General features: G+C 68.7%; 20 protein-coding genes and 1 tRNA gene. 8 read left to right on the top strand and 13 right to left on the bottom strand.

Annotated elements, in window-relative coordinates:
• Positions 1-3: 3 nt before the first annotated feature.
• From TSH58p_RS08825 to TSH58p_RS08805, 5 genes are all read right to left on the bottom strand, one after another.
• Positions 4-693, bottom strand: coding sequence for an MOSC domain-containing protein (locus TSH58p_RS08825; protein WP_109070043.1), 690 nt, complete (start codon positions 691-693; stop codon positions 4-6).
• A complete protein-coding gene (locus TSH58p_RS08820; protein WP_109070087.1) occupies positions 690-1,325 on the bottom strand; it encodes a DNA-3-methyladenine glycosylase in 636 nt (211 codons plus the stop codon). The genes TSH58p_RS08825 and TSH58p_RS08820 overlap by 4 nt, the downstream gene beginning before the upstream one ends.
• 92 nt (positions 1,326-1,417) lie before the next feature.
• Positions 1,418-1,660 carry a phosphoribosylformylglycinamidine synthase subunit PurS gene (gene purS, locus TSH58p_RS08815; RefSeq protein WP_014239518.1) on the bottom strand — a complete coding sequence of 81 codons (243 nt, stop codon included), beginning with the start codon at positions 1,658-1,660 and terminating at the stop codon, positions 1,418-1,420.
• Positions 1,661-1,706: 46 nt separating this feature from the next.
• Positions 1,707-2,471 carry a phosphoribosylaminoimidazolesuccinocarboxamide synthase gene (gene purC / locus TSH58p_RS08810; protein ID WP_014239519.1) on the bottom strand — a complete coding sequence of 255 codons (765 nt, stop codon included), beginning with the start codon at positions 2,469-2,471 and terminating at the stop codon, positions 1,707-1,709.
• 115 nt (positions 2,472-2,586) lie between these two features.
• A complete protein-coding gene (locus TSH58p_RS08805; protein WP_109070044.1) occupies positions 2,587-3,375 on the bottom strand; it encodes an NRDE family protein in 789 nt (262 codons plus the stop codon).
• Positions 3,376-3,527: 152 nt separating this feature from the next.
• Here TSH58p_RS08805 and TSH58p_RS08800 point away from each other — a divergent pair, with 152 nt between their 5' ends.
• Positions 3,528-3,848: a DUF1476 domain-containing protein gene (locus tag TSH58p_RS08800; protein WP_109070045.1), complete on the top strand. Its 321-nt coding sequence runs from the start codon at positions 3,528-3,530 to the stop codon at positions 3,846-3,848.
• Positions 3,849-3,953: 105 nt separating this feature from the next.
• Here TSH58p_RS08800 and purB read toward each other — a convergent pair whose 3' ends face one another.
• The gene (gene purB / locus TSH58p_RS08795) at positions 3,954-5,249 is read right to left on the bottom strand and encodes an adenylosuccinate lyase (protein ID WP_109070046.1); all 1,296 of its coding nucleotides are present in this window, start codon (positions 5,247-5,249) and stop codon (positions 3,954-3,956) included.
• Positions 5,250-5,584: 335 nt separating this feature from the next.
• Between purB and TSH58p_RS08790 the strand changes: the two genes are divergently transcribed.
• Entirely contained in the window at positions 5,585-8,839 is a 3,255-nt protein-coding gene (locus TSH58p_RS08790) for a cache domain-containing protein (protein ID WP_109070047.1), read from the top strand.
• Positions 8,840-8,871: 32 nt separating this feature from the next.
• Here TSH58p_RS08790 and TSH58p_RS08785 read toward each other — a convergent pair whose 3' ends face one another.
• From TSH58p_RS08785 to sfsA, 4 genes are all read right to left on the bottom strand, one after another.
• Positions 8,872-9,297 (bottom strand): TerB family tellurite resistance protein, encoded by a 426-nt coding sequence (locus tag TSH58p_RS08785; protein ID WP_094303175.1) that lies wholly within the window; start codon positions 9,295-9,297, stop codon positions 8,872-8,874.
• Between the two features lie 84 nt (positions 9,298-9,381).
• Positions 9,382-10,161 carry a DNA repair protein RadC gene (radC, locus tag TSH58p_RS08780; RefSeq protein WP_109070048.1) on the bottom strand — a complete coding sequence of 260 codons (780 nt, stop codon included), beginning with the start codon at positions 10,159-10,161 and terminating at the stop codon, positions 9,382-9,384.
• 90 nt (positions 10,162-10,251) lie between these two features.
• Positions 10,252-11,085, bottom strand: a complete 834-nt coding sequence (gene map / locus TSH58p_RS08775) for a type I methionyl aminopeptidase (RefSeq protein WP_109070049.1) — start codon at positions 11,083-11,085, stop codon at positions 10,252-10,254.
• A gap of 71 nt (positions 11,086-11,156) precedes the next feature.
• The gene (gene sfsA / locus TSH58p_RS08770) at positions 11,157-11,915 is read right to left on the bottom strand and encodes a DNA/RNA nuclease SfsA (protein ID WP_109070050.1); all 759 of its coding nucleotides are present in this window, start codon (positions 11,913-11,915) and stop codon (positions 11,157-11,159) included.
• A 91-nt stretch (positions 11,916-12,006) separates the two neighbouring features.
• On the opposite strand from sfsA, the gene TSH58p_RS08765 reads away from it, so the two are divergent.
• A complete protein-coding gene (locus TSH58p_RS08765) occupies positions 12,007-12,795 on the top strand; it encodes a molybdopterin-binding protein (RefSeq protein ID WP_109070051.1) in 789 nt (262 codons plus the stop codon).
• A 100-nt stretch (positions 12,796-12,895) separates the two neighbouring features.
• A complete protein-coding gene (locus TSH58p_RS08760; protein WP_109070052.1) occupies positions 12,896-13,141 on the top strand; it encodes a hypothetical protein in 246 nt (81 codons plus the stop codon).
• A 48-nt stretch (positions 13,142-13,189) separates the two neighbouring features.
• On the opposite strand, the gene TSH58p_RS33590 is transcribed toward TSH58p_RS08760, so the two are convergent.
• Complete coding sequence (locus TSH58p_RS33590) at positions 13,190-13,357, bottom strand: hypothetical protein (protein ID WP_199230122.1); 168 nt, start codon at positions 13,355-13,357, stop codon at positions 13,190-13,192.
• Between the two features lie 187 nt (positions 13,358-13,544).
• Between TSH58p_RS33590 and TSH58p_RS08755 the strand changes: the two genes are divergently transcribed.
• Positions 13,545-13,627: transfer RNA gene (locus tag TSH58p_RS08755), tRNA-Leu, on the top strand.
• Positions 13,628-13,868: 241 nt separating this feature from the next.
• Here TSH58p_RS08755 and TSH58p_RS08750 read toward each other — a convergent pair.
• A complete protein-coding gene (locus TSH58p_RS08750; protein ID WP_247874034.1) occupies positions 13,869-15,143 on the bottom strand; it encodes a benzoate/H(+) symporter BenE family transporter in 1,275 nt (424 codons plus the stop codon).
• Between the two features lie 113 nt (positions 15,144-15,256).
• On the opposite strand from TSH58p_RS08750, the gene TSH58p_RS08745 reads away from it, so the two are divergent.
• The 3 genes from TSH58p_RS08745 (at position 15,257) to TSH58p_RS08735 (ending at position 17,938) form a co-directional block, all read left to right on the top strand.
• Positions 15,257-16,744, top strand: a complete 1,488-nt coding sequence (locus TSH58p_RS08745; protein ID WP_109070053.1) for a PLP-dependent aminotransferase family protein — start codon at positions 15,257-15,259, stop codon at positions 16,742-16,744.
• A gap of 303 nt (positions 16,745-17,047) precedes the next feature.
• The gene (gene bfr, locus TSH58p_RS08740; protein WP_109070054.1) at positions 17,048-17,524 is read left to right on the top strand and encodes a bacterioferritin; all 477 of its coding nucleotides are present in this window, start codon (positions 17,048-17,050) and stop codon (positions 17,522-17,524) included.
• A 156-nt stretch (positions 17,525-17,680) separates the two neighbouring features.
• Positions 17,681-17,938 (top strand): hypothetical protein, encoded by a 258-nt coding sequence (locus TSH58p_RS08735; protein ID WP_146205864.1) that lies wholly within the window; start codon positions 17,681-17,683, stop codon positions 17,936-17,938.
• A 128-nt stretch (positions 17,939-18,066) separates the two neighbouring features.
• Here TSH58p_RS08735 and TSH58p_RS08730 read toward each other — a convergent pair whose 3' ends face one another.
• Entirely contained in the window at positions 18,067-21,093 is a 3,027-nt protein-coding gene (locus tag TSH58p_RS08730) for a transglycosylase domain-containing protein (RefSeq protein ID WP_109070056.1), read from the bottom strand.
• Between the last annotated feature and the right edge of the window lie 192 nt (positions 21,094-21,285).

Genomic DNA, 21,285 nt, shown 5'->3' with positions numbered 1-21,285 from the left:
CGTTCAGTCGCCGCCGTTCAGGCGCTTGTTCCAGTCCTCGACGCCCTGGGTCAGCCGGCGCTCGGCCAGCGTGCGCCACGTCTGGGCCAGCACGGGCAGGGCGGCCATCTCGGCCAGCGCCTCGCGGTTCTGGGTGTCCACATAGAGGACGTGCAGCAACCGGGCGAGCGTCCAGTGCGGGTAGGGCCGCTCGACCAGAGCCAGCCGGTCGCCGGGACCGATCACGCCGGGTTCCGGCACGCGATAGTACCAGCCGGTGCGCCCGGTGGTCTGGACGCGCTTGGCCATGTCGGGCACGGCGAAGCGGTGGTTCAGCTTCCAGCAGGGCTGGCGGGCCTGGGCGACCTCCAGCAGGGCGGTGCCGGCGCGGAAGCGGTCGCCGACGCAGACGTCGGCCTCGGTCAGCCCCAGCGTGGCGATGTTCTCGCCGAAGGCGCCGGGCTGGCCGAGCAGCGGGACCTCCCCGCCCAGCTCGTCCCGCCACGCCGGGTGGTGGTCCAGCGGGTAATGGTGGATGGCCTTGTCCGGCCCGCCATGGACGCGGCGGTCGGCCTGCTCGTCGTCCAGGAAGCCCTCGGGACCGACCGCGCGCGGGCCGTCCACCGGGAGCTTGGCGATGGCGCTGGTCCGCCCCGGCGGGCCGAAGGCGGCGACCTTGCCGACGAGGACGGCGCGGATGGTGGTCTCGGTCACGGAGTCTTTTTCCCTTTGGTCGGTTTGAGGGCTCTGGCCTGCTCCTGCAAGGCCACGTAATGGTGCCACACCAGCTTGGCGGCGAGGCTGCGGTGCGGGCGCCAGGGCTCGGCGACGGCCAGGAGCTGCGCCTGGGTGGGCTTCTCCGCCCAGCCCTTCAGCCGCTGCACGCCCAGCTGGATGGCGAGGTCGCCGACCGGCCAGATGTCCGGCCGGCCGAGCGCCATCATCAGATAGATTTCGGCGGTCCAGCGCCCGATGCCCTTCAGCGCGATCAGGGCGGCGATGGCCTCCTCGTCGTCCATCCCGTGGATGGCGTCGAAGTCCAGCCGGCCGTCCGCGACCGTCTGCGCCAGCCCGCGGGCGTAGCCGATCTTCTGGCGCGACAGGCCGCAGGCCCGCAGATCCTCGTCGGGTAGGGCCAGGATGGCATCGGGCGTCACCACCCCGACCATGGCCTGGAGCTTCGCCCACAGCGCCGCGGCGACCGTGGTGGAGAGCTGCTGCTCGATGATCAGGCAGAGCAGGCCGGAGAAGCCGTCCGGGCGGCGGAAGTCGCGCACCGTCGGGCCGCCGACGCGCAGGGACTCGGCGAAGATGGGATCGAGCGCGGAGAGATGGTCGATGGACATGGCCGAACGAAAATGGGGGATGCGCAGCGGTTGCGCATCCCCCATTTTTTGACAGGCAGGATTGAGCGGAAGCGGCCTCGGGCCACCAGCTCTCAGGCCACCAGCTCGATCGCGTAGTCTTCGATCACGGTGTTGGCCAGCAGCTTGCTGCACATGGCCTCGACCTCCTTGCGGGCGGCGGCCTCGTCGGTGCTCTTGAGCTGAAGCTCGATGACCTTGCCGGCGCGGACGTCCTCGACGCCGTCGAAGCCCAGCGTGTGCAGCGCGTGCGCGATGGCCTTGCCCTGGGGGTCGAGAACGCCGCGCTTGAGGGTGACGTGAACCTTCGCCTTCATCGGATGTCCGCTCGCTTGATGGTGCTGATGGGGTGGGGAAAAGGAATTACTGGACCGTCTTGGGGCCCTTGACGTCCACCGGGCCGCCTTCGGGCAGGATGCCGAGGCGCCGGGCGACCTCCTGGTAGGCCTCCTCGACCTGACCGAGATCCTGGCGGAAACGGTCCTTGTCCAGCTTCTCGTTGGTCTTGATGTCCCACAGGCGGCAGTTGTCGGGGCTGATCTCGTCGGCCAGCACGATGCGCATCTCCTCGTTCTCCCACAGCCGGCCGAACTCCAGCTTGAAGTCCACCAGCCGCAGGCCGATGCCGAGGAAGAGGCCCGACAGATAGTCGTTCACGCGGAGCGACAGGGCCACCATGTCGTCGAGGTCCTGCGGAGCCGCCCAGCCGAAGGCCGTGATGTGCTCCTCGGTGACCATGGGATTGTTCAGCTCGTCGGACTTGTAATAATACTCGATGATCGAGCGCGGCAGCGGGGTCCCTTCCGGGATGCCGAAGCGCTTGGACAGCGAGCCGGCGGCGGTGTTGCGCACGACCAGCTCGATGGGGATGATCTCGACCTCGCGAACCAGCTGCTCGCGCATGTTCAGACGGCGCACGAAGTGCGTCGGCACGCCGATTTCCGACAAGCGGCTCATCAGGTATTCGGAGATGCGGTTGTTCAGCACCCCCTTGCCGGTGATGATGCCCTTCTTCTGGTTGTTGAAGGCGGTCGCGTCGTCCTTGAAGTACTGCACCAGCGTGCCCGGCTCGGGACCTTCGAACAGGACCTTCGCCTTGCCTTCGTAGATGCGCCGACGTCGTGTCATGAGAGATCGTCCAAAAACGTGTAGCCTGGACCGGCGGGTGACCGGTCCAGGGGATATGCACGAGTGATATAGCAAGCTGGCCCAGGGAACACAATGCGCGGGGTCCGCCGCCGCCTCACCCCAGGGGGACGGGCTGCCACGGCGCCTCGTGAGGGCGGCCGGCGGCGAAGTGCCAGACGGGGTCCAGATCCGGGCGCTCCACGGCGGGCAGGGCGATCAGCGCGCTCGACACCGTGCCGAAGCCGGAGGGCAGCAGGAAGTTCATCGCCCCGCGCTCGCCCCGCTCGCCCCGCTCGCCGTCGTCCCAGATGCGGCTCGCCAGCAGCTCCGGCCAGCCGCCCCACAGGCCCCCGGCCTCGCCCCGCTCCGGATCGGGCGGTGCCGCGTGCTGGAAGAGAGGGAGATACTGGGCCTGCCGCGGGTCCTCCGCCACGTCATCCAGGTCGCTGGCGGTGATCATGTGCACGCCTTCGGGGATCTCGACCACCTCCGGGCGGTTGCGCGGGGAGGGGCCGCGATGGACCAGCAGCCGGGCGTCGCGGTTGTCGGCGATCAGCAGGTTGAAGGGGCGGTAGGCCCGCGTGTCGAGCTGCGCCATGGCCTCCGCCGCCTCCGCCGCGTCGGCGAAATCCAGAGCGTCCAGCACCAGCTCCCCGCGCGACCGCTTGCCGGCCTCCGGTCCCAGCGTGCCCATGCGGTTCAGCACCGCGGCGACGACTCCCTCGTCGTTCAGGCCCAGCCAGGAGCCGCCGGCCAGCTCGTCCAGCCCGGCGACCACGTTGGGCCGGTCGGGCCAGTGGCGCGCCGGGGCCTTCCAGGGCCGCCCGGCCATCTCGTCGCGGTTGGCGCCCAGGATCAGGGGCCATGTTGCGTCCGGTCGTCGCAGGAGGATCACGCTGCACATGGGGAATCTTGCCTTCCGCTTCCCTCTTGGGTATGTCGCCGCACGCCGGATTCGCCGATTGGCCGGTGGGTGGGGGCGATGACGACGCCCGATCCACCGGCTATATAGTCTTGTATCTGGGAGCGCAAAACCAATCCAAGGAGCCGGGTCCCATGACGACCTTCGACGAGCGCGAGAGGGCCTTCGAGAACAAGTTCCAGCACGACCAGGACCTGCTCTTCAGGATTCGCGCGCGCCGCGACCGGCTGGCGGGTCTCTGGGCGGCGAGCCTGCTGGGCCTGACGGGGGGCGAGGCCGACGCCTATGTCCGCCAGATCATCGACGCCGACATTTCGGCCACCGGTCCGCACGACATCCGCGACCGGCTGGCCGCCGACCTGCACGCCAAGGGAGTCGACATCTCCGACCACCGGGTGGAGAAGGAGCTGGCCCTGTTGCTGGACGTCGCCCGCCAGCAGGTGCACGCGGAGTAAGGGGCTTGCCCCCTCCCTGACCCTCCCCCGCTTCGCAGGGGAGGGAAGGGGCCCGCGAAGCGGGAAGGGCGGGGGCTCCCGCGGATCAGCGAAGCCCCCGGCCGATCACTCGCCGAACACGCGCTTGAACACCATGTCGACGTTCTTCGTGTGGTAGGTCATGTCGAACATCGGGGCGAGCGTCTCGCGGGAGATGTGCTTCGCCACGTCGGCGTCCGACGACAGCAGATCGAGGAAGTTGCCGCCCTTCTCCCACACCTGCATGGCGTTGCGCTGCACCGCCTTGTAGCTGTCCTCGCGGCTCATCCCGGCCTGGGTCAGGGCCAGCAGGACGCGCTGCGAGAAGACCAGGCCGCCCAGGTCGTCCAGGTTCTTCTGCATGCGCTCCGGATAGACCACCAGCTTGTCCATCATGCCGGTCAGGCGGCCCAGCGCGAAGTCCAGCGTCACCGTGGCGTCGGGGCCGAACATGCGCTCGACCGAGCTGTGGGAGATGTCGCGCTCGTGCCACAGGGCGACGTTCTCCAGCGCCGGGACGACGGCGGCGCGGACGATGCGCGCCAGACCCGTCAGGTTCTCCGACAGCACCGGGTTGCGCTTGTGCGGCATCGCCGAGGAGCCCTTCTGGCCCGGATGGAAATACTCCTCCGCCTCGCGCACCTCGGTGCGCTGGAGGTGGCGGATCTCCACGGCCAGATTCTCGATCGACGAGGCGATGACGCCCAGAACCGAGAAGTAGAAGGCGTGGCGGTCGCGCGGGATGACCTGGGTGGACACCGGCTCCGGCGTCAGCCCCATCTTGGCGGCGACATGCTCCTCGACCCGCGGGTCGATGTTGGCGAAGGTGCCGACCGCGCCCGAGATGGCGCAGGTGGCGATGTCGGCGCGCGCCTGGACCAGACGCTCCCGCCCGCGGGCGAAGGCGGCGTAATGGCCGGCCAGCTTCAGGCCGAAGGTCGTCGGCTCGGCGTGGATGCCGTGGCTGCGCCCGATGGTGACGGTGTCCTTGTGCTCATAGGCGCGGCGCTTCAGCACGGCCAGCAGCTTGTCCATGTCGTCGAGCAGCAGGTCGGCGGCCTGGGTCATCTGCACGGCGAGGCAGGTGTCCAGCACGTCCGACGAGGTCATGCCCTGGTGGACGAAGCGCGCCTCCGGCCCGACATATTCGGCGAGGTTGGTCAGGAAGGCGATGACGTCGTGGCGGGTCTCCCGCTCGATCTCGTCGATGCGGTCGATCTCCCACTTGCCGCGCTCCCACACGGCGGCGGCGGCCTCCTTCGGGATGACCCCCAGCTCCGCCTGCGCGTCGCAGGCGTGCGCCTCGATCTCGAACCAGATGCGGAACCGGTTCTCCGGCTCCCAGATGCGGGCCATTTCGGGGCGGGTGTAGCGGGGGATCATCGGACTCTCCGGGGGTGGCGGACCTGAACGCTTTGGGACGGGCGGGGGCGCATCGGGACTTTGCAGTGGCGGAAACCGCCCCCTGTTGCTCGCGCGCGGGACCATAACCGCGCCGGACGGCGCTGCAAAGCCCCTTCGCAGCCCCGCCGGATGCGGGGTGCGCGTCATAAGGTTTTCGAAGGCGGGCCTGTCCTCTCGGAAAAATCGCAAAGACTGGCAATTCGTCGCGCCGGCTTCTTCACCTTGATCTTGCCGAGTCCCTGTCACGCGCACTAATGATCTACACTGTGCGCCGCGGACGGGCTAAGCCGGGCGTGGTTCCAGGAGGGCTTTCGTTGTCCGATCCGATCGCCGAGTTGATGCGCGAGCCGTCCCGGACTTCGGACGAGAGGCGCCTTTACCGTCTCCAGTTCTTGGCCTCCCTGTTCCTGGTCGCGGCGGTGGTGCTGGGCCTGGGCGCCTATTTCATCTGGCAGCACCGGATGGATTTCGAAGCCGATCTGAAGCAGACCGAGGCCCGCTACCGGGAGGAGCAGCGCCAGACCCTGCGGGAGGAGCTGGAGAACGCGCGCTCCTACCTCGCCTACATGCGGTCGCGCACCGAGCCGCTTCTGCGCGCCGAGCTGCGCGCCAAGGTGGACGAGGCCTACGGCATCGCCTGGACCATCTACGAGCGCGAGAAGGAGTATCTGCCGGAGGTGTCGATCCGGCAGTCGATCAAGGAAACCCTGCGGCCCCTGCGCTTCTTCGGCGGGCGCGGCTACTACTTCATCGACGACATGCAGGGCACCTGCGTGCTGCTGCCCATCGACCCGCAGCGGGAGGGCAGCTCGCTGCTCGACAACCGCGACGACCAGGGGCGCCCGATCATGCGCAACCTGATCCGCGCCGTGGACGATCCGGAGATGCAGGGCTTCACCCGCTACCGCTGGTACGCGCCGGGCAACCCGCACAGCATGTCCGACAAGTTCGCCTATGTCCGCCGGTTCGAGCCGTTCAACTGGCTGATCGGCGCCGGCGACTATGTCGGGGCGGTGGAGGAGAAGCTCCAGCGCGAGACGCTGGAGCGGCTGCGCGCGCGGCGCTTCGGGGATTCGGGCTTCATCGCCGTGCTGCGGGAGGACGGCGAGGTGCTGCTCTCGCCGACCTCCCCGGCGGCGGAGGGCAAGAACGCCCGCGACCTGCCCTGGGAGACCGAACGGGATCTGGTCACCCGCCTGCTGGAGGCCGGGCTGACGGGCGGGGGGGAGCTGCGTTTCGACTGGGTGCATCCGGTCACCGGGCGCCCGGCGCCGAAACTGTCCTACGCCACGGCGCCGGACGTCTGGGGGTGGGTGCTGGTCGCCGGCTTCTACACCGACGACATCGACGCCGTGCTGGCCCAGCGGCGGGCCGAGATCAGCGCCGGCATGAAGAAGCGCATCCTGACCACCGTGGCGGTGCTGGCGCTGGCGCTGGGCGCCTCGGCCTGGGTGTCCTGGCTGGTCACCGGCTGGGTCCGCCGCATCGTCCGCGGCTACCAGTCCAACATGCGGGAGAGCGACAGCATGCTGCGCGAGCGGGCGCGGCAGCTCTACCTCGCCAACTTCTTCGTCGACCATGTGTCCGAGATCGTCGTGCTGGCGGACGCGGAGCTGCGCATCGCCTACGTCAACCCCTTCGGCTGCGCTGCGCTGGGCGCCCCGCTGGCCGGGCTGGCGGGCGGCCACGCCGACCTGCTGGAGCGCTTCCGCGACGCGTCGGCCGAGGCGTCGGCCCATTACGAGACGTTCTACCACACGCGCGACGGACGGACGCTGGAGCTGGAGGTGACGGCCAGCCGCGTCACCTACGAGGGCGACGCCTACTACTGCGCGATCGCCCGCGACATCTCCGAGCGCAAGCGCGCGGAGTGGGAGCTGCGGCTGTCCGCCAAGGTGTTCGACAACGCCGCCGAAGGCATGGTCGTCACCAACGAGAAGAACCGCATCGTCGCGGTGAACGACGCCTTCTGCCGCATCACCGGCTACAGCCGCGAGGAGGTGATCGGCGGCGATCCGGCCATGCTCGCCTCGGGCCGGCAGGACGGGATCTACTACGCCGACATGTGGGCGAAGCTGAAGGAGGAGGGCCACTGGTCCGGCGAGATCTGGAACAAGCGCAAGTCCGGCGAGGTCTATCCGGAGTGGCTCAGCATCCAGGTCGTGCGCAACGAGGCGGGGGAGGCCGTCAACTACATCGCCGCCTTCTCCGACATCACCGAGAAGCGCGCCCAGGAGGAGCGCATCCGGCATCTGGCGCAGTACGACTTCCTGACCGACCTGCCCAACCGCTTCCTGCTGCGCGACCGGCTGGAGCGGGCGATGCTCGCCGCCGACCGGCACGGCACCAAGGTGGGCCTGCTGTTCGTCGATCTCGACCGCTTCAAGACCATCAACGACAGCCTGGGGCACGGCGTCGGCGACCGGCTGCTGCGCGCGGTGGGGGCGCGTCTGCTGGAGACGGTGCGGGCCAGCGACACGGTCAGCCGCCAGGGCGGCGACGAGTTCGTCATCCTCCTCAACGACCTGGACGGTCCGGACGCGGCCTGCTCGGTGGCCCGCAAGGTGCTGCGGGCGATGACCGAGTCCTTCCCGGTGGACGGGCACGAGCTGCAGATATCACCGTCCATCGGCATCGCGCTCTACCCCGACGACGCGCCGTCCATCGACGCGCTTCTGAAATGCGCGGACATGGCGATGTACGCCGCCAAGGAGGCGGGGCGCGCCAACCACCAGTTCTTCACGCCGGAGCTGAACAAGCGGGCGTCGGAGCGGATGTGGCTGGAAAGCAACCTGCGCCACGCCCTGGCCGACAACGAGCTGGAGCTGCATTTCCAGCCGCAGTTCGCGGTGGACGGCCGCCGTCTGGTGGGGGCGGAGGGGCTTCTGCGCTGGCGCCGCCGCGACGGCACGATGATCCCGCCCGGCCAGTTCATCCCGGTGGCCGAGGACACCGGCCTGATCCAGCCGATCGGCGACTGGGTGCTGGGCGAGGCCTGCCGCCGCGCCGCCGACCTGCTCGCCCGCGGCCATCCGCTGCTCATCGCCATCAACCTGTCGGCGGTGCAGCTGCGCCGTCCCGGTCTGGCCGACCGCGTGGCCTTCTGGCTGGACGCCTACAAGGTGCCGGCCCGCTGCCTGGAGCTGGAGGTGACGGAAAGCGTCCTGATGGACGAGTCCGACATGGTCACCGGGACCTTCGCCCGGCTGCGCGAGATGGGGGTGGCGCTGGCCATCGACGATTTCGGCACCGGCTACTCCAGCCTCAGCTATCTGAAGCGCTTCCGCGTCGACAAGCTGAAGATCGACCGCTCCTTCGTGACCAGCCTGACCGACGGGTCCGACGGCGGGGCCATCGCCGAGGCGATCATCGGCATGGCGCGCTCGCTGCGCATGCAGACCCTGGCCGAAGGGGTGGAGACGGAGGAGCAGTTCGGCGGGCTCGCCCGGCTGGGCTGCGACCAGATCCAGGGCTATCTGCTGGGCCGCCCCATGCCCTACGACGACTTCGTGGCCTTCATCGCCCGTCACGACGCCGCCCCTGAAACGATCGGCGAGGCGGTCGGCTGACGGGCGATGCGCCGGCAGGCGTGTGCGGGAGCTTAGGCGCCCAGCACGCTGCGGTCGTTCTTGGCGACCAGCGCCTGGAAATACGGGCCGAGCTTGGCGTCGTCGAGGCCGAAGGCCTGCTGGAAGCGCGCGATCAGGTCACGCTCGCCCTGTTCGGCCTGGCCGTCGGCCATGGCGCTGTCGATCATGTTCAGCAGGATGCACAGCCGCTGCTGCTCGTTCAGGTTCGGCGTGGCGGCGGCCAGGAAGGCGTCGGGCGGGGTGCTGCGCGCGTATTTGAAGCAGCGGTCCAGCTCCTCCCGCGTGGCGCTGCGGCCCATCACGGACAGCAGGTGGCCGACCTCCTCCGGGTCCAGCTCCCCGTCCGAGCCCATGCAGTAGATCAGCGAGACGACCAGCGTCCGGCGGGGGGTGAGATCCAGCGGCGCCGATCCCTTGAACATGTCGAAAAGGCCCATGGTGCTACCTCTGTGGTGACGAACGCCGCACATATGGGGGCGCCGGTCCGGGCAACAAGATGGGACTGCAGGACAGGGTTGCGGCTACATCAACCCTTGGGCTTTGAAGCTGACATGCTTGCCCTTGCCGACGATGACGTGGTCGTGGACCGCGATGCCCAGGCTGTGGGCGGCGCGCAGGATCTCCTTGGTCATCTCCACGTCGGCGCGGCTGGGGGTGGGATCGCCGGACGGGTGGTTGTGCACCAGGATGATGGCGCTGGCCGACAGCTCCAGCGCGCGCCGCACCACCTCCCGCGGGTAGACCGGGGTGTGGTCCACCGTGCCGGTCTGCTGCACCTCGTCGGCGATCAGCTTGTTCTTGCGGTCGAGGAAGAGCAGCCGGAACTGCTCCATCGGCTGGTGCGCCATGGCGGCGGTGCAGTAGTCGAGCAGCGACTGCCAATTGGCCAGCACGGGCCGGTCCATCACCCGCTGCCGCATCCCGCGCAGCGCCGCCGCCCCGACCACCCGCAGCGTCGCCACGGCCTTGTCGGAGGCCAGCGAGACCTCCCCCACGCAATAGCCGCGCAGGCGGGGCGGCGGGGCGTTGACGACGCTCCAGAGGTCGCCGAAATCGCGGATCAGCGCCTTGGCCAGCGGCTTCACGTCGCGGCGCGGGTTGACCGCGAAGAGGATCATCTCCAGCAGCTCGTAATCCTGGAGCGCGTCCGGCCCCGCGTCGAGGAAGCGGGTGTAGAGACGCTGGCGGTGGCCCTTGTGATGGGCCTCCTCCACGGAGACGTCAGGGGGCGGCTCCAGCCCGGGAAGCCCCTGAGCCTCCTCCGCATCCCCAAGCCGCTTCGCGCTCTTCCGTCCCGCCATCCCGACGCCACCATACGAATGTGTGCGTCGGGACTATACCTCTTCCGCGCGAAAATCACATCCGCGGGAAACTTCACACCCGCAGCGCCATCACACGGCCGCCGCCGTTTCCTCGGCCGGGACGGCGTAGGGGGGCTTGTGGAAGCCGGCGGGGGATAGGGTGAAGATCTCGCAGCCGTCCTTGGTCACGCCGATCGAATGCTCGAACTGGGCGGACAGCGACTTGTCCTTGGTCACGGCGGTCCAGCCGTCGCCGAGGATCTTCACGTCGTAGCGGCCGGCGTTGATCATCGGCTCGATGGTGAAGATCATGCCCTCGCGCAGCACGGCGCCGGTGCCGGGGTTGCCGAAATGCAGGACCGACGGCGGCTCGTGGAAGACGCGGCCCAGCCCGTGGCCGCAGAAGTCGCGGACGACCGAATAGCGGTGGCTTTCCGCGAAGGTCTGGATGGCGTGGCCGATGTCGCCCAGCGTGGCGCCCGGCTTCACCTGGGCAATGCCGATCATCAGCGCGTCGTAGGTGACGTCGACCAGCTTCTTCGCCTTCACGCCGACGTCGCCGCACAGATACATGCGGCTGCTGTCGCCGTACCAGCCGTCCAGGATCGGGGTGACGTCGATGTTCAGGATGTCGCCGTTCTGCAGCCGCTTGTCGCCGGGGATGCCGTGGCAGACCACATGGTTGACGGAGATGCAGTTGGCCTTCGGGAAGCCGCGGTAGCCGAGCGGCGCCGGGACGCCGCCATGGTCGCGGATGTGCTGCTCCAGCAGCCGGTCCAGCTCGCCGGTGGTGACGCCCGGCTGGACGTAGGGCGTGATGAAATCGAGCGTGGCCGCGGCCAGCCGTCCGGCCTTGCGCATGCCCTCGAAATCCTCCGGCCCATGAATCCGGATGCGATGGGAATCGAGGTCGTCGTGGTCCAAGAGAATCGTCCCCTACAGATCAGGTCCCAGGAAAACGCGCCGGCAGACCCGGCGGTGAATGAAGATCGCGGTCAATCCGTGCGGATCGGCCCATGCGGGATCGGCCCATGCAGGATCGGCAGGGGCCGCTCCAGCTCGATCGCCTGCGGGGTGATCCTACAGGACCAGCACACGGCTTCCACCCCCGATTCGAGCGCGAGGCGCAATCCGGCGGCGTAGGCGGGGTCGATGTCGGCGGCGACTCGGAAGTGGGTGCAATCCGCGCGCTGCACAAGGTAGACCATGACCGCCCGCGCGCCCTGGCGGACCATCCCGGCCATCTCCACCAGATGCTTGGCGCCGCGGGCGGTGACGCAGTCCGGGAACTCCGCGGCCCGCCCGTCGCCCCGCGCGGGGCGGCGCAGATGGACGTTCTTCACCTCGACATAGGCCGGCGGCCGCGCCTCGTCCTCCAGCAGGATGTCGATGCGGGAATTGAGCCCGTACTTCACCTCGCGGCGCAGCCGGGCGTAGCCGGCCAGCTCCGGGATGGTGCCGGCGGCGATGGCGGCGGCGACCAGCCCGTTGGGGTGCGACGTGTTGACGCCGACGAGGCAGGGCGCGTCGGGATCGTCCAGCGCCTCGACCAGCTCCAGCGTGTGGGCGAGCTTGCGCTTGGGATTGTCCGACCGCGACAGCCAGACGGCGGAGCCGGGGGCGTCCAGCCCGATCATGCTGCCCGAATTCGGCACATGGGCGGTGACAAGGGCGCCGTCGAGGTCCACGTCGGCGAGGAACCGCTTGTAGCGGCGGACGAGGCGGCCTTGCAGGAGGGGGGTGGGGAAGCGCATCTTGGGCCCTAGGTTAAAGCGCACCCCCGCCGTCCGGCAAGCCCGCCGGTCCCGTCACCCCCGCCTCAACCGAGAACGGAGCCGACTCCGCATGTCCACGTCCCCCGCCTCGTCCTCCACCGCGCCGAACCCGACCGCCGCCGTCCTCGTCATCGGCAACGAGATCCTGTCGGGCCGCACCAAGGACGCCAACCTGCCGCACATCGCGGAGAAGCTGGCCGGCATCGGCGTCCGCCTGCGCGAGGCGCGCGTCGTCCCGGACGTGGAGGAGGAGATCATCGCGGCGCTGGACGCCCTGCGCGGCCGCTACGGCTACGTCTTCACCACCGGCGGCATCGGGCCGACCCACGACGACATCACCTCGGCCTGCGTCGCCAAGGCCTTCGGCGTGCCGCTGGAGCGCAACGCCGAGGCCGTGGCCCGGCTGGAGCGCCATTACGGCGACCCGTCGAAGCTGAACGAGGCGCGGCTGCGCATGGCCAACATCCCGGCGGGAGCGTCGCTGATCGACAACCCGATCAGCGCCGCGCCGGGCTTCCGCATCGGCAACGTCTTCGTCATGGCGGGGGTGCCCAACATCATGCAGGCGATGCTCGACGGCGTCCTGCCGCAGCTGGAGGGCGGTCCGGACCTGCACGCACGCACCGTCGCCTGCGAACTGGCCGAGGGGCAGATCGCCGCCGATCTCGGCGCCCTCCAGGATCGCTACGCGGACCTGGAGATCGGCAGCTATCCCTATTTCCGCAACGGCTTCTTCGGCGTCAGCCTCGTGCTGCGCGGCACGGACGAGACCCGCGTGGCGGCGGCCACGGAGGAGCTGGCGGGCATCGTCCTGCGCTTGGGCGGTACGCCGAACGTCACGGTCGGGACCAAAGGCTAGAGAGGTCCCTAGGACGCCAAGCCATCCTTGGTCATATTGTCGCCGCGGTGGGTAATTCTATGTTGAGGGTTGTGAAGTGACGGTCATGAAAAGTCGTGCCATGAAACCCTTCGAAAAAGCGGCGATCCTGTTCTTGCTGAAGCATCTCGCCTCCGGCGTGGCCGGGGCTGTTGTCTTGGCGACGGGCCTTCTGATTCTCGACGTCGCGAATCTGGCGACGCTGATGGGCAACAGCGATCACGGCATCGTCGCCGCGATCATGCTGTATGCCAGCCTCATCCTCACCTTCGGCAGCGTGGCGATGGGCATCGGCATCATGACCCTGAACGAGGACACGCGGCCCTGACCGGCGCCGGGAGGCGGTCCCCTCCCGGATGATGCCCGGCCGGGCCGCTCAGAACGGCCCGAAGCTGTCGTAGACCCAGACCAGCGCCACGATGGCGGCGATCCAGACCGCCGCGTAAGGCAGCCAAGTGTTGCGGTTGCGCCGCAAGGCCGCCGGGACGATCAGCACGGCGACCATCAGCACGCTCACCACACCCAGCCAGTTGATCGATTCCAAACTCACCTCCCTTGAACGCCAGGGTTGCGGGGATTTTCGCGTGTCCGGTGTCTCAAACGCGCTCAATCCTTGACCAAACGCCCACCGATTGTCTAAGTCAATCCAGCGGAGCGGTGGGCTGCATACGATGATATGCAACTCCGGCGGGCGGGGGCAACCCGTTCTCCGAGCCGATCCGCGACGGTGCGCGGGCGTGGCGGAATCGGTAGACGCAAAGGACTTAAAATCCTTCGCTTAGGCATGCGGGTTCGAGTCCCGCCGCCCGCACCACTCTGAAAAACGATGGATTCTTCCTTCGCTTCCGTCTTGTGGACGGGGCGGGGAGGGCCCTTCGGACCCTCCCAGGACCCATGGGACGCACCCATGCGGCCATCGCAGCAGCCGTGTTTCCGGTTTCATCGGCTCGGAACGCGCCGGCTGTCACCGAAGCCCGCGGGCCACGCCACACCGAACCAACCATCCAACGGACCGCACCGGTGCGCCGCGCCGGAGAGGGATTGCGAAACGCCGGTCATCGGGATTTCCCACAGACCCGCCCTCTTCCACTCCGCATCGTCGTTGCAAACCGCCAGCGCCCGCCGCGCTCTCCCGGCGCGCGGCGCGGCAGGCGGAGGCGACCGTTGAGGACGAGGTGGGCGACGAGGCCGATCAGCAGGCCCCAGAACGCCCCGCCGATGCCGAGCAGCTTGATGTTCGCGGCGGACGCCAGGAAGGTGATCAGCGCCGCCTCGCGGGACGCCGGGTCGGCCATCGCTCCGGCCAGACTGCCGCCGATGGTGCCCAGCAGCGCCAGGCCGGCGAGCGCGGTGATGAAGGTCGCGGGAAACGCCATGAAGACGGCGGCCAGCGTCACCCCGAACACGCCGACGAGCACGTAGAAGGCGCCCGCCGCGATCCCGGCGATCCAGCGCTTGGACGGGTCCTCATGCGCCTCCTTGCCGGTGGCGATGGCGGCCGTGATCGCGGCGATGTTGAAGGCGTGGGAGCCGAACGGGGCCATCAGCAGCGAGCCGAATCCGGTCACGGTCACGATGGGGTTGGCGCTGGTCGTGAAGCCGTCGTTCCGCAGGACCAGCATTCCCGGCATGTACTGGCCGGACAGCGTGATCAGGAACAGCGGCAGCGCGACGGACAGCAGCGCGTTCAGCGAGAATTCCGGCGTCGTGAAGACCGGGGCTGCGAATTCCAGCGACAGCCCCGACAGATCGACGCGGCCTTGCGTCAGCAGGAAGGCGAGCCCGAGAATCAGGATGCCGACCACGGCGTAGCGGGCGGAGAACCGCTTCAGCGCGACATAGGCCACGATCAGCAGGCCGACCAGCAGCGGATCGACGCTGGCGCCGCCGAAGGCCCCGATGCCGAAGGGGAGCAGGATGCCGGCGAGCAGACCGGAGGCGATGCCGGGCGGAATCAGCCGGATGACCTTCTCGAAGCAGCCCGACAGGCCGAGCGCGACGAAGGCCGCCGCCGAGATCATGTAGGCGCCGACCGCCTCGGCGTAGGGCGTCGTCGCCAGCGCGGTGACGAGGAAGGCCGCGGCCGGGGTGGACCAGGCGGTGATGATCGGCTCGCGATGGCGCCAGCTCAGGAACAGCCCGGTCAGCCCGACGCCGATGGAGACCGACCAGACCCAGGAGGCGGTGAGGTCGGGGCCGAGGCCGGCGACCTTCGCCGCCTGGAAGACCAGGATGAAGGTGCCGCCGTAATTGACGATGACGGAGATCAGGCCCGCCACGACGGGGTGGGTGAGATCGTCGAGGCGGATGGGGGTCGGATTGGGTGGCATGGTTGCGTAGGACCTCCAGACGGTTCGGGCCGAAAGGGCGATGGGCGGCCTTGACAACTACCCGACCAATGGCCTGATGTGCCCATCCGCTTTTCCCAAGAAGGCCAGACCATTTGTTCCGACATTCCCAGCTGGAGTCCGTGAAGGCGTGGATCGCCAACCCCGCCCACGCGGCGATGCCGCTCCACGCGCGGATCCAGCGGGCCGTCCGGCAGCTCATCGTCGACGGCGCGCTCGGGCCGGGCAAGCCGCTGCCCGCCTCGCGCGCGCTCGCCGCGTCGCTGGGGGTGTCGCGGGACACGATCGAGGCGGCCTATGCCCAGCTTCACGCCGAAGGCTTCATCGACCGGCGCGTGGGCAGCGGCAGCTTCGTCGCGGAGATCACCGAGTTCACTCCCGGCCGCCGCCGTCCCCGGCGCGACACGCCGGTGAGCGATCCGGCGCCGGCCCTCAGCCGGCGCGGGGCCGCCGTGTTCAGCGGCGGCGGCGTGCGCGAGATGGCGTCGCCGCGGCCCTTCGCCCATGGCGTTCCGGAAACCCGAAGCTTTCCACTGGCGCTCTGGGAACGGCTGGAGCGGCAGGTCCGCAAGGAGGTCGGCGCGCAGAGCCTGTTCCACGGCGATCCGCAGGGGACCGAGCCGCTGCGCCGCGCCATCGCCGACTATGTGAACCTCGAACGCGGCGCGCGCGCCACCGCCGACCGCGTCCTGGTGCTGACCAGCTCGCAACAGGCGATGTCGCTCTGCGCGACCATGCTGCTCGACCCCGGCGCCGGGATCTTCCTGGAGGACCCGGCCTATTACGGGGCGCGCAAGGCGTTCGATGCGGCGGGGCTGGACTGCGTTCCGATCCGCGTCGACCGGCAGGGCATCGTCGTCGATCAGATCCTGGCCGAGCCGCAGCGGGCGAAGGCGGTGTTCCTGACGCCATCCCACCAGTTTCCGACCGGTGCTACGCTGGCGCTGGATCGCCGTCTGGCCCTGATCGAATGGGCGGCCCGGCATCAGGCCTGGATCATCGAAGACGACTATGACAGCGAGTTCCGCTACGCGGGCAAGCCGACGGCCTGCGTGCAGGGGCTCGATCCGCATGGCCGGACCATCTACATCGGCACCTTCACCAAGTCGCTCTTTCCCGGGCTGCGGATCGGCTACGCCGTGCTGCCGCCCCAACTGGTGAAGCCGATGACCGTCGCGCGCACCTTGCTGGACGGCCACACGGCGCCCATGGCGCAGCTCACGCTGGCCCGCTTCATGGAGGGCGGGCATTTCGGGGCGCATGTCCGCAGCATGCGCGGCGTCTACGCCGAGCGCCTCGACCTGCTGGCGGGTCTCGTCCGCAAGCACCTGTCGGATTTCGTCGAGCCGCAGGTCCCCATCGGCGGTCTGCAGATGCCCTGCCTGCTGACCTGCGACCTTGCGGAGCATACCGCCGTCGACGCCGCGCGACGGGCCGGAATCGAGCTGCTCGGCCTGTCGGCGCTGCACGCCGCCGGCGACGGCAGGGCCGGCTTCCTGATGGGGTTCGCGGCCTACACGCCTCTCGAAATCGAGTCCGCGGTCAGGAGGCTGGAGACGGCGCTTCGCGCGGTGGCGCGATAGGGCGCCCGGCCGGGACGCGCCCGGGAGCGCGCGGCGCTTCGACTTGCGGGGATGGCAGCGCTGCGCCTCTTTGCAAAGAAGACCATTAAGAATTGGTCGCATCAAACTCTGTCATAGGGCGCCTCGTGGGCGTTCATGACAGTCAGTTCTGAGATTCACTCTCAGTGTCATCGAATGATTTAGGAAAAGCTGATGCAATTGTTCTGATCGTTGCTTTCCCGGCGGTTGCCAAGGCTCCACAAATGGGGCATGGTCATTCCAGAAGCGTCGCGATTCGACAAACAAACCGCATGGAGGCAGGACGTGAAGGGCGATCCGCAGGTCATCACCCATTTGAACAAGATCCTGACCAACGAGCTGACGGCCATCAACCAGTACTTCCTGCATGCCCGCATGCTGAAGAACTGGGGCCTGAAGCGCATTGCGCACAAGATCTACGAAGAATCCATCGACGAGATGAAGCACGCCGACAAGATGATCGAGCGCATCCTGTTCCTGGAAGGTCTTCCCAACCTTCAGGATCTGGGCAAGCTGATGATCGGTGAGGACGTGCCGGAAATCCTCGCCAACGATCTGAAGGTGGAGCACAAGGCCCGCACCGACCTGATCGACGCCATCACCCTGTGCGAGCAGGTCCGCGACTACGAGACGCGCGCGCAGCTCACCGAACTGCTCGACGACACCGAAGAGCACATCGACTGGATCGAGACGCAGCTCGACCTGATCCAGCGCGTGGGCGTCGTCGCCTACCAGCAGGAGCAGATCTACGGCGAGAGCTGATCCGCCTGAGGCCGATCGGAGGGGCGTGGCCACAGGCTGCGCCTCCCGGCGCCTCCCCCTTTTTCGTGGGGCGGCGGGGCGGAGTCGGCAACGCCTTGTTAACCATGTTCTCGTAGATTGCCGGTTTCCGCTTCTGTTTGTATGGGAACCGCCATCATGCTCCCCATTACGTCCTTGCAGGTTGACGACCTGACGCCGGAGGAGACCGCCGCCGTCGCGCACGCCTATCTGGCGGCGCTGGACGAGAGCGATCTGGACCAGGGCGATCACGAGAGCGCCTTCGACCGGGCGCTGGAGACGTTGCGCGGTTACCGTCCCGGCCTGCCGCTGAACATCGCCGCGGCGGAGCTGGAACTGCTGTTGGCCGCCCTGCCGGCCGCCGTCCCCGCCGCGCCGGAGCCCGCCCTGGCGTAAGGCACGCCCGGCCGTCGTCCCGTCGGTTCAAGAAAAGGCCCGCTCCGGTACGCCGGGGCGGGCCTTTTCGATTCTGGGTGTGTGGGTCACAGGCTCTCGTTCACAGCCCCGAGGTCACAATCCCGAGGTCACAATCCTGTCTGGGGCTTGCCGGTGTCGGCCGTCTTGGTCACGCCGGGGTCGATGAGGGGCTGCAGCGCCGGGGCGATGCTCTTCAGCAGCTGGGCGGGCAGGGCGCTGGTGAAGCGGTAGTTGTCGGCCTCCGGCCCATGGACGAAGGCGGTCATCGTGCCGAAGAAGCGGTCGCCGATGTAGAAGGCGAAGGTCGCTGTCCGGTTCACCGCCCGCGATTCGATCAGGTGCCCGCCGGGCCCGTAGCGGTCCAGCCGATGGTCGCCGGTGCCGGTTTTGCCGCCGATCGGGATCACCGCCCCCGCCGAGTCCTTGAAGGAGCCCCAGACCCGCTTGGCCGTGCCGTTCTGCGCCACGTCCATCAGCGCCTTGCGCAGGGTGGCCGCCACCTCCGCCTTCATCACGCGCTGGCCGCGCAGCTCGCCCAGCCCGACGACGGCCTCGTAGGGCGTTCCGGCGGCGAAGTGCAGCTTGCGCACGCGCACGGTCGGCTGGCGCACCCCGTCGTTCTGGATGATGCCGACCAGCTCCGCCAGGGCCGCCGGGCGGTCGGCGGAGCTGCCGATGGCGGTGGCGAAGGACGGGACGAGCGTTTCGAAGGGGTAGCCCAGCTTGCGCCACTGCTCGGTGATGCGCTGGAAGGCTTCCTCCTCCAGCCCGATGCGGATGCGGGTGTTCTGGGCCGACTGGCCCTTCTTGAACAGCCAGCGGTAGCTTTCCTGGCGCTCCTGGACGCTGGCCTCCAGCACCTCCTGCCGCTTGGCGTCGGGGCGCTTCTGGAGATAGGAGACCAGCCACAGCTCCAGCGGATGGACGCGCGCCAGATAGCCGAGGTCGTTCAGCGGGAACTTGTCAGGGCCGTATTTGCCGTAGAGCGACGCGATGTCGCCGTCGTCCAGCTTGGCGTCGGGCACGCGGGCGCGCAGGAAGGCGCCGAACTCCTTCACCCCGGCCTGCGGGCGCACGGTGCGGAAGATGACCGACAGGCGGTGCGGCATCGGCCGCGACCGGGCGGCCAGCATGTTCAGCATCTCGTCCGGCGTGTGCTTCCGGTAGCTGTTGTAGAAGCGGTTCAGGAAGTCGCTGCCTTCCTTGTCGGCGAAGCGGGCGAGATAGGCCTGACGGGCGGGGTGGTCGGGGTTGTGCAGGATGTCGGTGCTGTCGTCGCCGCCTTCGGACAGATAGAACTGCACGACATCGCGCATCATGCGGATGAAGGGCAGGTTGACCGAGTTGCGCAGCGACTCGGTCACGGTCAGGATGCTGCCGTTGTCCCGCGGGTTGAAGTTCACGAAGCTGTGCAGCCCGCCACCGGTGAAGAAGGCCTCGCCGGGGTTTGCCGAATAGCGGCGGTCCATGGCGGCGTCGAGCATGGCGCTCAATCCACGGTTGCCGGAGGTCGCCAGCCAGCTCGCCGCCCAGCGCGTCAGGTTGTCGGACGCCTCCTCCTCCACGTCGGCGAGGAAGTCCTTGGGCAGATGGGCGTAGCGAGTGTGCAGCTCCGCCACGATCTCCAGATAGGTGGCCAGCGTGCGCAGCTTCGCCGTGGAGCCGAGGTCGAGCTTGGCGCCCTCGTTGATGTCCAGCGGCTGGTCGAGGTTGTCGGCCTGGACGCGCAGGTAGTTGGCGTCCGGCCCGCGCTCGTAGAGCGTGATGGAGTAGATGATCTTGGACAGGTCGCTGCCCTTGGTGTCGAGCAGACGTTCGCCGGTCAGCCCCATCTGCGCGGCGAAGGCCGGGTCGCCCAGCTTCGCCAGCACCTCCACCACCCGCTGCTGCGCCGGGGCGTCCAGCGTCGATTCGGCGGTCAGGTCGATGCGGTCGAGCTGGTAGAGGCTGGACACGCCCAGCATGGAGAGAAGCCGGGCGCGGATGGCGTTGGGGGCCTTCTGCTCCACGAAATTGGCGGTCTGGGCCTGCGGCGGGTCCTCGCGGAACTTCAGCGTCAGGCCAAGGGCGGCGTCGCGCAGCGCGGTGTCGATCACGCCCGCGTTGTGCAGCACGCGCAGATGGCTGTCGGCCAGGCGCTCCAGCGCTTGCCGGTCCTGGATCAGGTAGTGGGAGGGGCGGCGCTGGGCCAGCAGAAGGCTCAGCACCTGCTTGTAGGCCAGCGCCTTCAACTGCAGGGCGCGGGCGTCGGCGGGCTCCTCCGACAGCACCTTTTCGGCGATGGCGAGGTCGGTGCCGAACCAGGCCCACAGCCCGTCGCCCAGCCCGTTCACCTCGCCGAAGCCGGGGCGCCCGGTCAGCGGGGTGGAGTTCAGATAGTCGATCAGGATGCGGCGGCGGTGGGCGCCGGTGTCCTCGCCGTCCAGATAGGCGCGCGTGCTGGCCGAGATCATCTGGCGCAGCTTCTCCGTGGCGCCGCTGGTCTGGCCGTCGGGGGAATGGCGGTACTTCTCGATCTGGGTCGCCAGGGTCGAGCCGCCGGGGGAGCGCTGGCCGGGCTTGACCCACTGCACCGGCAGCATCGCCACGGCGCCGGCGAAGCGGTCCCACTCCACGGCGGGGTTGCGGCGCGGCTCGTCGGTGTTCAGCAGCTCGCGGTTCTCGATGAACAGCAGCGTGGCGGCGACCAGCGGCGGCACGTCCTCGAACTTGGCGAAGACCCGCTCCGGGTAGCGGGCGGAGAACAGCGCGGTGCCGTTGCGGTCCAGCAGGGTCAGGCCGGCGCGCGTCTTCTCGTGGTAGATCGGGAAGCCGCCGGCGGCCATGAACTGGTCGAGCGTCGGCGACAGATGCGCCTGCATCTCCACCGCATACATGTCCGAGGTCAGCGAGCGCAGATAGCCGGGCAGCCCGACATAGCCCATCCGCTCGTTGTAGGGGCCCTGGGTGGGGTGGCGCGCGGCGGGGTTCGGCCCCTCGCGCAGGGTGTAGGTCATGTCCTTGGCGTAGCCGGCGAGCAGGCGGGCCTGCAACCGCGACGTGCGCATCTCCTCCTGCGCCAGAAGGGCCCCGCCACCCAGCGTCGCCGCCAGCGTCACACCCCAGATCGCGCGTCGCACCCACAACCGTGTCATGTCCGGCTCCAGCCATGACCGCGGGCGACGCCCGCGAATTGGTTAAAATGCTCGGCAAACTGGCCGAGCGATATGGCCGGAATGTAGAGGTGCCTTGGTTAACAACCGGTGTAATCCCTTGCCCTTCGGGTGTGCGAGTCTGCCCCGAAATCGGTGTAACTCAAAATCGTAGCGGACCGTTGCGCCGGTGCC

It is taken from the genome of Azospirillum sp. TSH58 (assembly GCF_003119115.1).
Taxonomy (GTDB): Bacteria; Pseudomonadota; Alphaproteobacteria; order Azospirillales; family Azospirillaceae; genus Azospirillum.
The sequence above is the reverse complement of the archived record's forward strand: the minus strand, read 5'-3'. Positions and strand labels throughout refer to the sequence as shown.